Below are 12,911 nucleotides of genomic sequence, written 5' to 3'. Positions count from 1 at the left end.
GGGCGGCTGGTTTCTGGGCTCTGCCGTACGCCATCTCTGTCTGGACAAGGGCTATGACTACCCGCGAGTCAGCGAAGAAGTCTACGTAAACGGATTTGAGGAGCATATCCGCAGCCGGGGGGAAGAAGTTCGGGACCGCTGGAGGACTCCTGCCCGCCGCTGGGTAGTAGAGCGGACATTCGCCTGGTTGAAGGGTTTTCGGAGCTTGCGCACTCGCTACTGTTGTTACCTCGTCAATTTTATGGGGCTACTTTACCTTGCTTTGGCCTGTATCCTTTGGAGAAAACTGGTATAGCAAGGTGTATGCCGGACATTCTCTAAATTGGCAAAAAGATCGGAATATTGACTAAATACATCATGCCTGTATAATAGGAATGCATCTCAAAAAAATTGTGGGAGAGAATGAAACATTATGGCAACTCACAAAACGTGGGGAGCGATAATCGTCGCTGCATGCTGTCTGCTGGCCGGAGGGACGGATACGGCATGGACCCGGGATACTCCGGTACAGGGGAACAGCGCGGCGCATATCACAGTAAACGATACCGTGTACGGTGTGCTGCACAACCATCGCAGCCTGATGAGCATCAAGGAGAACCGTGCGGTCCTGGAGCATGAGCTCAACAAGGCCCGTGCCGGCTTCGGTCCGCGTGTGGACGTCACAGGGGAGATCGGCGTGGGTGTCCTGAGCGACACCACGTCCCGCGGTCTGAACCTTGATGACCAGTGGTTGAGCGTGGGCAGTGTCTCCGCCAAGCTGGTACAGCCCATCTGGGACGGCTTTGCTACGCGCAGCCGCGTGCGTGCCGCCCAGGCAACCCTGGATTCCGTCAAGGCCAGGATCTTCGACAGGGCCACGTCCCTTTCCCTGGATGGCATCATCGCCCATATCGACCTGCTGCGCCGTATCAAGCTGGTGGAACTGGCCCGCAACAATGTGGCCCGGCATGAATCCATCCTGGCCCAGGCCCGTGACCGCGCCAGCATGGGGGCGGATACCCAGGCCGATGTGACGCAGGCGGAATCGTGTCTGCAGCGTGCGCATTCCGCCCTGGCCGAGGCGGAAGACGCCCTGCGCGTGGCCTACGCCACCTATTCCCGCCTGACCGGCATCTATACGGTCGGCAAGCTGGATGCGGTGCCCATGCCGGTCGAGATGCCCGATACGGCAGCGGCCTTTATCCAGATGGCAGAAAAGCACAATCCCAAGCTGGCTGCCTACCTGCAGGACATCCGTGCTGCCAAGGGTGAGAAGGAGCTGGCCCAGTCCGCCATGTATCCGACCTTCCAGCTGGAAGCCGGGCCGGAGTACAGCGACCGCGGCGGTGACCGTGACCGCTGGGTCTACAGCTTCGACGTCCTGGCCACAATGCGCTGGAACGTGTTCAACAGCGGTGCCGACGTGGAAGGCATCCGTGCGGCCTCGGCGCGGGAACGCGAGGCCCGGCAGAACTTGTACGATTACATGGACACCCTGCGCCTGGACATGGAATCCACCTGGAGCAACTATCTGGCGGCCAAGGAACAATACAAGTTCTACACCAAGGCCGTGGAAAACAATACCTATACCCGGCAGGCCTACCATGACCAGTTCCTGCTGGGTACGCGCAGCCTGCTGGACGTGCTGGATTCGGAGAACGAACTCTACAATTCCGCCAGCCAGGCCGAGACCGCCCGCGGCAATATCCTTGTAGGCGCCTACCGTATGTGCGCTCTGGCCGGTGACCTGCTGCCCCGTATGGGGGTCCCCGCGGAAGAGATCAAGTCGGGGCCCAAGGAAGCCCAGCCCGTCAAGGGCGAAGATTTTGAAATGGGCTGGTTCAAGTAACCGGGGAGTCCCTGCTTCCCGGGTAGCCCATGACAGCTCCGGCAGCCTGGTCTGCCGGGAGGGTTTCGATGCGACAACAGGCAGAGCTCCTCTGCCTGTTGTTTTGCGACAGGACGTCCACAGGATGGACGTCAAAGGATTGTTCATATGTCGGAAAACGGATCCGGGGAAACACGCGGCCCGGAAATGGCAGCCGGAGGCCTGCGGCCTTCCGATGTCGATTTCATGCCGCCTTTGCTGCGCAGTCTTTCCTCCTTGTGCCGCCTCCGGGGCAAGGCCTTGTCTCCCCAGTTCCTGCTGGCCGGGCTTTCGGGCAGTACCGTCTCGGCCCAGGCGTGCCTGCGGGTCGCCCGCAAGGCGGGCCTGACGGGCAGCGTGCTGTATCGTCCCCGGCTGGCTGACCTCTCCAACCTGACGTTGCCCTGCATCCTGCTGTTGTCCGGCAACCGCAGCTGTGTCCTGACCCGGCTGGTGCCGGGAGCTCCGGCGGGGTCAGAGGCGGGCGAGACCGGAGCCGAGACGGCTCAGGCCGAAGTCATTTTCCCGGAGACGGAAAGCGCCAGCCAGCTGGTGCCCCTGGACGCGCTGCAGGAGGAATATACCGGCTATGCCCTGTATGTGGCTGTCCCCGGCCGTCCGCAGGAGCATGTGGAAAAGCTGCGTCTGGCCAAGGGAAAACGCTGGTTCTGGGACGTGCTGCGCTATTATGCGCCCATCTACCGGCATGTGGCGCTGGCCAGCGTCATCATCAATCTCATCGCTCTGGCCAGTCCCTTGTTCGCCATGAACGTCTACGACCGGGTCGTACCCAACAATGCCATAGAGACGTTGTGGGTCCTGGCTTCCGGTGTGATCATCATTTATCTGTTCGACTTTTTTCTGCGGGCCCTGCGCACGCACTTCGTGGACGTGGCCGGGCGCAATGCGGACATCGTGCTCTCCAGCAATCTGGTGGACAAGGTCCTCACCATGCGGCTGGAAAGCAAGCCGGAATCCACGGGCTCGCTGGTCAACAACTTGCGTGAATTCGAGCAGTTGCGCGAATTCTTCAGTTCGTCCTCGCTGCTGGCCTGCATCGACGTCCCCTTCCTGGTCATCTTCCTGCTGTTGATCGCCTTTATCGCCGGGCCCATGGTCTTCCTGCCGCTGGCGGCCATGCCCATCCTCATCGGGCTGGGGCTCTTCCTCCAGACCGCGGCACGCCGCTGCGCCGAGCAGAGCTACAAGCAGAACATGCAGAAGAACGCCCTGCTCGTGGAGATGGTCAACGGCCTGGAGACCATCAAGGCCTGCCAGGCCGAGAGCCGGATGCAGCGCCTGTGGGAGGCGGTGGTGGGGCTTTCCGCCAAATCGACGGCGGAGTCGCGCCGGTACAGCAGTCTGGCCGTGACGGCCTCCACCCTGGTGACCCATATGGTCACGGTGAGCATGATCATCTGGGGCGTCTACCGGATCTTGGAAGGCCTGATGACCATGGGGGCCCTCATCGGCTGCAACATCCTTGTGGGCCGGGCCATGGCGCCGCTGATGCAGCTGGCCTCCCTGTTGACCCGTCTGCAGAATTCCCGTGTTGCCCTGCAGGCCCTCGACCTGCTCATGGAGCTGCCTTCCGAGAACCAGTCGGAAAGCTCCTGCATGGATTTTGGCGAGTTGCAGCCTTCCTTCACCGTGGAGAACGTTTCGTTTGCCTATCCCAATTCCATGCGTCTGGCCCTTGAGGACGTGAGCCTGCGCATCAATCCCGGCGACCGGATCGGCATCATCGGGGCCATGGGCTCGGGCAAAAGCACCCTGGCCAAGCTGCTGACAGGTTTTTACCAGCCGCAGAAGGGCAGCATCAAATTCGGGGACGTGGACCTGCGCCAGCTGCCGACCACGGAGCTGCGCGGGCGCATCGGCGTGTTGCCGCAGGACGTTGTCCTGTTTTATGGCAGCATCCGCGAGAACATCGTCCTGGGGGACCCCACCATCAATGACCATCTGGTGTTCCGGGCAGCGGCCCTTGCCGGGGTGACGGATTTTGTCCGCAACAATCCCGCCGGTTTCGCGGCCCAGGTCGGCGAGCAGGGCAAGGCCCTGTCCGGTGGGCAGCGGCAGGCGGTGGCTCTTGCCCGTGCGCTGGTCCGCGATCCTGATGTGCTGATTTTGGACGAGCCCACCAGCAATATGGACACGGATTCCGAGCAGCGCCTGCAGCAGCGGCTGGCAGCCGTCTCGCAGGGGCGGACCCTGATCCTTGTGACCCATCGCCTGAGCATGCTGCGCATGGTGGACAAGCTGGCTGTCATGGAGAACGGCAGGCTGCGGATGTTCGGGCCGCGTGACGCCATCCTGAAGCGCTTGCGCGACAACGCCGCCGCAGCCAGAAAGCCTGCCCCGGAAAAAGGGCAGGAGGCCCCCGGGGGAGCCGCTGCCGTGAAGGAGGGGAAGGATGGACGCCCGTAAGCCGGATCCCGCGACGCAGAGCGGTGACCGTATTGAAACCAGGCCGCCGGAAGATATCTTTTCGTCTTTGCCTCCCGAGGCTCCCGTACCTGACGGGCAGCCCCGGAAGCGTTCGTTGTTCGCCCGCATCCGGCAGGTGTTCCGCCTGATCTTCGTGGGGGATGCCGAGCGGGAGCAGCGTCCCGCCACCGGCATGGCGGCGCGCCTGCGCGAGAATTTCAGCCAGGCATCGTCCGCCGGAGACAATCCCATGACGCGCAAGGAGCTGTTCGCGGCTCTGGACGCTCCCCTGCATGGTCTGATGCCGGATGACATCAATTATGCCAGCGAGGTGGATGCGGCCCTGTCCCGCAGGCCCGCGTTCACGGCCCGTGCCCTGTCCGTGGCGGTGGCCTTGCTCGTCGTGGCGCTGCTCGTCTGGGCCGCCTGGGCCCCCATCGACGAAGTGACCCATGCAGAAGGTTCCGTGGTGGGCTCCCGGCGTACGCAGTCGGTCTCCAACCTGGAAGGCGGTATCCTCCAGGCCGTGCTCGTCCGGGAGGGCGAGGTCGTGGAAAAAGGGCAGGTCGTGGCCCAGCTGGAAAACGTCATGGCCGAGAGCTCGTACCGGGATGCCCTGTACAAGCTGGTGGAACACCGTCTGGTCATCATGCGGCTGGAGGCCATGCTGCGTGACGAGGAGCCGGTCTTCCCCAGTGACCTGCCCGTCTTCCTCAAGGAGATACTGGGAGAAGAGCCGGACGGCGTCCTTGTGGAGCGCGCCCGTCAGATCGTCGATGACCAGCGGAACACCTGGAAGGCGCAAAGTTCGAAACTGCGGGCCGAGCTTTCCATGCTGGAGGCCCAGTATGCCCAGCGGCAAAGCGAGGTGGCGGAGCAGCTGGCACGCAAGAAACAGCTGGACGGCAGCCTGGTGCTGGAGACGGAGCAGCGGGATACGGCCAAGCGCCTGCTGCAGCGCAACAACTATTCCCGCATGGATTATCTGGGGCTGGAGCAGAAGATCATCCAGACCCAGGGCGAGATCGATATGCTGGCCGCGGCCATCCCCAAGACGCAGGCCATGATGGATGAGGCCCGGCAGCGCATCGGCAGCCGGGTGGCGGAAGAGCAGCTGGCCATCAGCCAGGAGATCAACAAGCGGCGCACGGAGCTGGGCTCGGTGCGGGAATCCCTGACCGCCGGGGGCGACCGCGTGACGCGCACCGAAGTACGCAGTCCCGTGCGGGGCAGCGTCAAGCAGATACTGGTCAATACGGTGGGCGGGGTCGTCAAGCCGGGCGAGGCCATCATGGACATCGTGCCCATGGACGAGAGCCTTCTGGTGGAGGTGCGCGTCCGTCCGCAGGATGTGGCCTTTTTGCGGCCCGGACAGGACGTGATGATCAAGGTCTCGGCCTATGATTTCTCCATCTACGGCGGTCTGCCCGGCAAGCTGGAATCCATCAGCGCGGACACCATTGAAGACAAAAAGGGCGATTTCTATTACCTTGTCAAAGTCCGTACCGGAGAGACGGCCATCCGGCGTAACGACGAGATCCTGCCCATCATCCCGGGCATGATCGTGGTGGCCGACATCATCATCGGCAAGAAGACGGTGCTCGATTATATCCTCAAACCTGTGATGAAAGCCAGGCAGAACGCGCTTACCGAGCGCTGATCCCTGCTGTGCGGAGCTTCTATGCGCAATCCTGAACGTGTGTCACTGCGGCCCCTGCTGGGAGGGCTGATACTGCTGCTCGCCCTGACGGTCATCGGGGCCACCCGCTTCAACAGTGCGGAACAGCGCGAGATCCTCGACAGGACGGGCAGCCAGCTTTCCGCCTATACGTCCACGGCAGCGGCCATGGTGACGGTATGGACCGGTGTCCAGCGCGATGCTGTGGCGGAGATGGCCCGCTACGACATGCTGCGTCTGCTGGCGGCGGAGATAGCGGAGACGGACCTGCCCGTGGCCTTGCTGCGCGAGCTGGGGGAGACCCCCTGGACGGAACAGGAGCATGGGCGGCACAGCGGCCTTGATGCGCGGGATCGTCAGGCCCTGCGCGACATATCGCCCCATGCCACGCTCATCTATCGCAAATTTGTCGAGTTCATCTCCCGGCATGATTTTGCCGGTGCGGCCCTGCTGGATAGGACCCTGGAACCGGTCATGCTGGTGGGGCAGGGCTGGCAGGCGGATACCAGGACGCTGCTGAAGCAGCGCCGGAGCAAGGGAGCCTTGTCCGGGGCGGGCATGCTGCCCGTCCGGCTCCAGGGGGAGCGTCTGCTGGTGGATTTTTACTGTCCGGTGACGGCGCCGGGCTATGTTTCGGCGGACGACTCGCCCCAGGGGATCCTGCTGGTCACCTGTGATATCGGCAAGCTCCTGGGAGGGGTCGGCCAGTCCTCCGAGCTGGGCTATATGAGCCTGCTGCTGGAGACCGGCGGCGACCTTGTCCAGGCCATCGGCATGGGCGAACGCCCGAGCCTCAACCTGGTGACCCTGCCTGCGGGCTTCGGTCAGGACATGACGCCCCGGGACATGGTCTTGCCCGCCATTTCCGGGACCATGGACTGCCTTGTGGTCGGCCAGCCCGTGCCGGGGACGTCCTGGTATGCGGCCGTGGCCTGCCGGGCGGACAGCGTCCGCCAGGAACAGGACGACATGGCCTGGCGCGTCTGGACCATGGCCGGCCTGCTGTTCCTTTGCCTGGCGGGGATCCTGGTCTGGTTCTACTGGTGGCTCGGCATCCGCCGGGAGCGGGGCGAGGTGCGGGAGCTGAAAGACCTCTACGCGACCATGTCCCGGCAGCGTTGCCTGCTGGATACGGTCCTGCGGGCCATGCATTCGGCGCTGGCCCTGGTGGATGGTGAAGGCCGCATCGTCTATGCCAATACAGAATTCGCCCGTCTGGCCCGTTGTCAGGGAGAGGTGCTCCACCTTATGCAGGTACGGCATCTTCCGGATTATCTGGCCCGGAGCTTGGAACGCCATGTGGAATTCGTCTGGCGGACAGGGACGGAATTTTCCGATCAGGAAGACATGCTGGTCGAGGGCAAGCTGGTGCACCTCAATGTGCAGTGCCTGCCCTTTGCCGCGGAAGACGGCGCATCAGGGACCGTCGTGGTGGTCTATCGGGACATCACGGCCCACGTGGAGGCGGAACAGCGCCTTGCCACCATGCTGCGCCAGACCGTCGAGGCCTTTACCCACGCGGTGGAAGCGGTGGACCCCTATTTGAAGGGGCAGTCCGGGCTCACCGGCGAGCTCGCCTACCATCTGGCGGCCTGGCTGGGCAAGGACGATCCGGCGCTGGAGTCCACGCTGCGCACGGCGGCCAGCCTGTCCCAGGTGGGCATGATCCGTCTGCCGCACGAGCTGCTGACCAAGGCCGGTCCCCTGACGCCCGAGGAACGCCTGCTGATGGAAAAGCATGTAGATTATGCCGTGGAGGCCCTGCGGGGCATAGATTTCGGCTTGCCTGTCCTGCAGACCATCGAGCAGATGCACGAGCGTATGGACGGTTCCGGCTATCCCCGGAAGCTGCAGGGCGAGGCCATCTGCCTGCAGGCCCGCATCCTGGCCGTGGCCAACACCTTCTGCGCCCTGATGCGTCCGCGTTCCTACCGGCGCCGTCATGACGAACCGGCGGCTCTGGCTATCCTGCGCGAACGTCCTTTCAAGTATGACCAGCAGGTGGTGGATGCCCTGGCGGCGTTCCTGCAAAGTGCCCAGGGCAAGGAATTCGTCCGGATATTGCAGCAATAGCAGCATAAAAAGGGCGGTATCTGTTCCGGATGGGGAAGGGTACCGCCCTTTTTCATACGTTATGCCTGGGGCTGCCGAACCTCAGGGCATCCAGAGGTTCACGCCGTCCAGGGGATGCGCGGCACGACAGCGGCGCAGCTCGTCCAGCGTTCGCACACCGCCTTCCAGAACAGCCTGATAGTATTTCACCCCGTGGATGCCCTCGTTTTCCGGCGTCTCGTATTTGAGGCGCAGGATGGTATCCCGCGTCGCATCGTCCAGGCGCCGGCAGAGACGGTCGGCAAAGCGTTCGAAATAGCCGTCGAACGTCGAGCCGCTCTCGATGTGGATGATGTCGATCTGCCAGGGGGCGCCGCCGGAGCGTTGCCAGATGCCATGCCATTCCAGACAGCGTTCTTCTGTTGCGCTGCCGTCCACGAAGTGCAGGCTGTTCAGATAGGGGGAACTGGCCAGGGCCGCCATGACACGGAAGCTGAGGTCGCGGTCCAGAGTCGGCGTGTAGACATGGAAGTCTATGTCCCTGTGCCGGACCAGCAGGCCCGTCCTGAACGAGCCCACGGCATGGACCACGGCGCCTGCCCGGCGCCAGTGTCCTTCTATGTCCAGTTCCGCCACGATATCCCGGGCTTCTGCCTGCGTGGCGCGGGCCATCGCTTGCCAGGGGGATGCGTTGTCCATGCGGGTCTCCTTGTGTGGTGCCGGTCTGTCTGCAAGAAAAGAAAGCCTTTCTCTTTGACATGTTGGGCACCTTTTTTTATGGAAAAAAACGACAAAATTTTCCACTCCAAAGCTGGAAAAAAGGCTCATGCCGGAGTGTGGCGGACAAAGGCGTGCCGTCCCGGCCCGGACATGATGTGATATCGCGGAGAGACTTATGGATATTCGTCACACGGCGACAACCTGCCCGTATTGCGGCTGCGGTTGCGGCCTGACCCTGGAAACTGCGGAAGGCCGCATTCAGCGTTCCGTGCCCACGCCCGACAGCCCGGTCAACCGGGGCAAGCTGTGCGTCAAGGGCTGGAACGTGCATGAATTCATACAGCACCCTGACCGTCTGAAAACGCCCCTGCTGCGGACGGAGCAGGGCTGGCAGTCCCTGGACTGGGAAAGCGCCCTCGATCATGCCGCCGGGGAGCTGGCCCGCATCCGTGACCAGTACGGCCCTGACAGCATCGGCGTGCTGACCTCCGCCCGCTGCACCAACGAAGAGAACTATCTGCTGCAAAAGCTCACCCGTTGCGCGCTGGGGACCAACAATATCGATCACTGCGCCCGTCTCTGACACGGCCCCACTGTGGCAGGTCTTGCCACTTCGTTCGGCAGCGGCGCCATGACCAACTCTTTCGACGAGCTGGAGCAGGCGAGCTGTCTGTTTGTGATCGGTTCCAATACCACGGTCGCCCATCCCATGGTGGGCATGCGGCTCATGCATTGCCATCGTGAGGGCGGCAAACTCATCGTGGCCGACCCCCGCCGGACGGACCTTGCCCGCCTGGCGGACGTGCACCTGCGCCTGCGTCCGGGAACGGACGTGCCGCTGGTCAACGGCCTGATGCATATCATTTATGAAAATGGCTGGCACGATGCGGCCTTCATCGCGGAACGCACGGAGAACTTCGACGAGCTGCGCGAGAGCCTGCGTGAATGGACGCCCGAGCGGACCGAGGAAGTCACCGGCGTGCCGCGTGAGCTCCTGTTCCGTGCGGCGGAGCTCTATGCCCGCTCGGAGACCAGCGCCATCGTCTATTGCCTGGGCATCACCCAGCACCGCTGCGGCGTGAACAATGTCCGTTCCCTGGCCAACCTGTCCATGCTCTGCGGTCAGATCGGTCGTCCCTGTACCGGTGTGAACCCGCTGCGCGGCCAGAACAACGTGCAGGGCGCCTGCGATATGGGCGGGTTGCCCAACTATTATCCCGGCTACCAGTTCGTGGATGACGAGAAGGCCCGCCTGAAGTTCGAGGCGGCCTGGGGACGCTCCCTGTCGCCTTTCCGCGGCCTGACGGCCATGGAGATGATGCACGGCCTGCAGGAGGGCAAGCTCAAGGCCATGATCATCATGGGCGAGAATCCCGTGGTCAGCGACCCGGATTCCGGCCATGTGGTGAAGGCCCTGTCGTCGGCGGAGTTCCTGCTCTGCCTCGACATCTTCCCCACGCCGACCACGGAACTGGCGCACATGATCCTGCCCGGTGCGTCGTTCGCGGAGACCGACGGTACTTTCACCAACTCCGAGCGCCGCGTGCAGCGCGTGCGTCAGGCCATCCCGCCCATGGCGGGGCGGACCAACGGCCAGATCATCCAGGCTTTGTCCCGGCGCCTGGGCTATGACATGCATTACGCCTCGGCTTCGGAGGTCTTTGACGAGATCTGCTCCCTGGCCCCCAACATGGGCGGCATGAGCTATGCCCGTCTGGAAGGGAAGAGCCTGTGCTGGCCTTGTCCCACGCCTGACCATTCCGGTACGCCCATCCTGCATCAGGGGCGCTTCACCCGCGGCAAGGGGCTTTTTGCCGCCATCCCGCATGTGCCTCCGGCGGAACTGCCGGACGAGGAGTATCCCTTCCTGCTCAGCACCGGCATGCGCCATGCCCATTATCTGACCGGGACCATGACGCGCCGTTGTGCCATGCTGGAGCGTGAGCTGCCCGAGCTGGTGACGGACATCAATCCCGCTGACGCCAAAAAGCTGGAGATCCGCGAAGGCGCCCGCCTGCGCATGGTCAGCCGTCGTGGAGCTGTGGTCTCGCGCATGCATATCACGGACGATGTGCCCGAGGGCGTGGTCTTCGCTCCCCTGCATTTTGCCGAAGCCATGGTCAACCTGCTGACCTGCACCGCTCTGGATCCGGTCAGCAAAACCCCTGAATACAAAATCAGCGCCGTCAGGCTGGAGAGGGTCTAAGCCATGTCCGCATACTATACCATGAATCCGGCGGACCTGCCCGCCCTGCTGACCGCCTGGCAGTCAGGCTCCCGTGTGCTGTGCCCCTGCAAGGAACAGGACGGGACCACGCGTCTGGAGAGCTTTGTCCCGGCAAAGGGCCTGTGCCTCGACTATACCAACCTTGCCATGCCGCCGGTGGACGTCTTGAACGGCTATCAAGATGTGCTGTTCCGCTGGGAAGGCAACGAACGTACGTATGTGGCCGAGCCCGGTGCGGAAGCCATGGCCCCGACGGTCATCTTCGGCATGCGCCCCTGTGATGTGTCCGCTCTGGAATATCTGGATGATTTCTACCTGGGCGAATACCGGGACATCAATTATTCCATGCGGCGCGAGGCCGTCACCATCGTGGGCATGAACTGCCGTACGCCCGGGAAAAGCTGCTTTTGCGCGGCCACGGGCACAGGCCCCTTTGCCCGCAGCGGCTTTGACCTGATGCTGACGCTGGACGGCGATCTGTGCTGGGTGGAATGCGCCACGGACAAGGGCGAGAGCCTTGTGGGGCAGGCCATGGTCTTTTTCCGTCCCGTGACCGAAGCCGCTCTGCGTGCCCGGCTGGGCGAGCTGGAAAAGGATTGCCGGGACTCTTTCCAGAAGCTGCCCGACCTTTCCCAGATCCGTACGGCCTTGCTGCAGGGCTTCGACCATCCGGTGTGGGAAGAGATCACGCCCACCTGCATCCGCTGCACGGGCTGCACGGCCGTTTGCCCGACCTGCACCTGTTTCCAGTTCAACGAGGAACGTCTGGATGCCCAGTCGGGCCGCCGCGTCCGCGTCAAGGACTCCTGCCAGACGGCTGGCTTTACGCGTAATGCCGGCTGGCACAATCCGCGCAGCAAGGCTGCCGCCGTGCGCCACCGCATCATGGACAAACTGGTCTACATCCAGGACCGCTTCGGTAAAAAAGGCTGCGTGGGCTGCGGGCGCTGCATCGACGTCTGCCCCGCGGGTATCGACATCCGCAAGATAGCCGATACCGTGGTGAAGGACTGCCCGCCCGAGGGACAGCGCAAGCCCATGCCGGTCTCCATCCCGGAACGGGCGTCCACCCGCATCGACCCCCAGCTGTTCACGCCCTATCCTGCGCGCATCGTGGCCATCCATGACGAGACCCCGGACATCCGTCGCTATGTGGTCCGTTACATGGATGAACGCCTTGCCGAGACCTTCCGTCTGACGGGCCAGTTCTTCATGGTCACGGTCTTCGGCGTGGGGGAAGTGGCCCTGTCCATCCCCTTCGGCGATCAGCACGACGGCCAGTTCGAGTTCTGCGTCAAGAAAGTGGGCAAGGTGACGTCGGCCCTGGCCAAGCTTGGCGTGGGGGATGTTATCGGCCTGCGCGGACCTTACGGCAAGGGCTTCCCCTACCGTTCCTTTGCCGGACGGGACGTGCTGGTGGTGGGGTCCGGCGTGGGCCTTGCCCCTGTGCGGACCATCATCGTGCGCCTGCTCCAGGAGCGGGAACGCTACGGCCGCATCGCCATCATCGCCAGTGCCACGCGCTATGAGGGCCTGGTCTACAAGCAGGATCTGAAGGACTGGAGCAAGATCCCCGGTGTGACCGTGCAGTATGCCCTGGCCAAGCCGACGGATGCCGTCCAGGCCCATGTGGGCTATATCAACGACTTGCTGCCGGAACTGGATTTCGACTGGGCCAATGCCCGGGCCATCCTGTGTGCCTCGCCGCGCCGCATCAAGCTGGTGGCCCGCGACCTGCTGGGCCTCGGCATGAACGGCAAGGACATCTTCACCTCGCTGGAGACCCACATGCGCTGTGGTGTGGGCAAGTGTGGCCACTGCAAGGTGGGTGCGCACTATATGTGCCTGGACGGGCCGGTGTTCACCTATGAGGAAATGCTGCAGTTGCCGGAAGAGTTCTAGGATCTGCCAATATGTATGAAAAGGGCGGGGACGCGATGTGTCCCCGCCCTTTTTTTATT

Annotated in this window: 8 protein-coding genes; 7 read left to right on the top strand and 1 reads right to left on the bottom strand. The window is 63.2% G+C overall.

What is annotated here, in order from left to right:
- Positions 1-13 precede the first annotated feature (13 nt).
- From ACQRCJ_RS10820 to ACQRCJ_RS10800, 5 genes are all read left to right on the top strand, one after another.
- A complete protein-coding gene (locus tag ACQRCJ_RS10820) occupies positions 14-295 on the top strand; it encodes a transposase (protein ID WP_427799791.1) in 282 nt (93 codons plus the stop codon).
- Between the two features lie 117 nt (positions 296-412).
- A complete protein-coding gene (locus ACQRCJ_RS10815) occupies positions 413-1,828 on the top strand; it encodes a TolC family outer membrane protein (protein ID WP_321032082.1) in 1,416 nt (471 codons plus the stop codon).
- Positions 1,829-1,975: 147 nt separating this feature from the next.
- Positions 1,976-4,273: a type I secretion system permease/ATPase gene (locus tag ACQRCJ_RS10810; protein ID WP_427799790.1), complete on the top strand. Its 2,298-nt coding sequence runs from the start codon at positions 1,976-1,978 to the stop codon at positions 4,271-4,273.
- Positions 4,260-5,933 (top strand): HlyD family type I secretion periplasmic adaptor subunit, encoded by a 1,674-nt coding sequence (locus ACQRCJ_RS10805; protein ID WP_427799789.1) that lies wholly within the window; start codon positions 4,260-4,262, stop codon positions 5,931-5,933. The genes ACQRCJ_RS10810 and ACQRCJ_RS10805 overlap by 14 nt, the downstream gene beginning before the upstream one ends.
- Positions 5,934-5,954: 21 nt before the next feature.
- Positions 5,955-8,024: an HD-GYP domain-containing protein gene (locus ACQRCJ_RS10800; RefSeq protein ID WP_303740345.1), complete on the top strand. Its 2,070-nt coding sequence runs from the start codon at positions 5,955-5,957 to the stop codon at positions 8,022-8,024.
- Positions 8,025-8,105: 81 nt separating this feature from the next.
- Here ACQRCJ_RS10800 and ACQRCJ_RS10795 read toward each other — a convergent pair whose 3' ends face one another.
- Positions 8,106-8,702: a hypothetical protein gene (locus tag ACQRCJ_RS10795; protein ID WP_427799788.1), complete on the bottom strand. Its 597-nt coding sequence runs from the start codon at positions 8,700-8,702 to the stop codon at positions 8,106-8,108.
- 196 nt (positions 8,703-8,898) lie between these two features.
- Here ACQRCJ_RS10795 and fdhF point away from each other — a divergent pair, with 196 nt between their 5' ends.
- The gene (gene fdhF, locus ACQRCJ_RS10790) at positions 8,899-10,929 is read left to right on the top strand and encodes a formate dehydrogenase subunit alpha (protein ID WP_427799787.1); all 2,031 of its coding nucleotides are present in this window, start codon (positions 8,899-8,901) and stop codon (positions 10,927-10,929) included.
- 3 nt (positions 10,930-10,932) lie between these two features.
- Complete coding sequence (locus ACQRCJ_RS10785) at positions 10,933-12,852, top strand: 4Fe-4S dicluster domain-containing protein (RefSeq protein WP_168936511.1); 1,920 nt, start codon at positions 10,933-10,935, stop codon at positions 12,850-12,852.
- Positions 12,853-12,911: the final 59 nt, after the last annotated feature.

Origin of the sequence: Desulfovibrio sp. SGI.102 (genome assembly GCF_050314315.1) — a bacterium.
GTDB lineage: Bacteria > Desulfobacterota > Desulfovibrionia > Desulfovibrionales > Desulfovibrionaceae > Desulfovibrio.
This window is presented reverse-complemented; position numbering and strand designations above follow the sequence as displayed.

What these genes read in the sequence shown, in the direction of transcription:
- ACQRCJ_RS10815 (WP_321032082.1), top strand. Translation starts at nt 413, where the DNA reads ATGGCAACTCACAAAACGTGGGGAGCGATAATCGTCGCTGCATGCTGT.
- ACQRCJ_RS10810 (WP_427799790.1), top strand. Translation starts at nt 1,976, where the DNA reads ATGTCGGAAAACGGATCCGGGGAAACACGCGGCCCGGAAATGGCAGCC.
- ACQRCJ_RS10805 (WP_427799789.1), top strand. Translation starts at nt 4,260, where the DNA reads ATGGACGCCCGTAAGCCGGATCCCGCGACGCAGAGCGGTGACCGTATT.
- ACQRCJ_RS10800 (WP_303740345.1), top strand. Translation starts at nt 5,955, where the DNA reads ATGCGCAATCCTGAACGTGTGTCACTGCGGCCCCTGCTGGGAGGGCTG.
- ACQRCJ_RS10795 (WP_427799788.1), bottom strand. Translation starts at nt 8,702, where the DNA reads ATGGACAACGCATCCCCCTGGCAAGCGATGGCCCGCGCCACGCAGGCA.
- ACQRCJ_RS10785 (WP_168936511.1), top strand. Translation starts at nt 10,933, where the DNA reads ATGTCCGCATACTATACCATGAATCCGGCGGACCTGCCCGCCCTGCTG.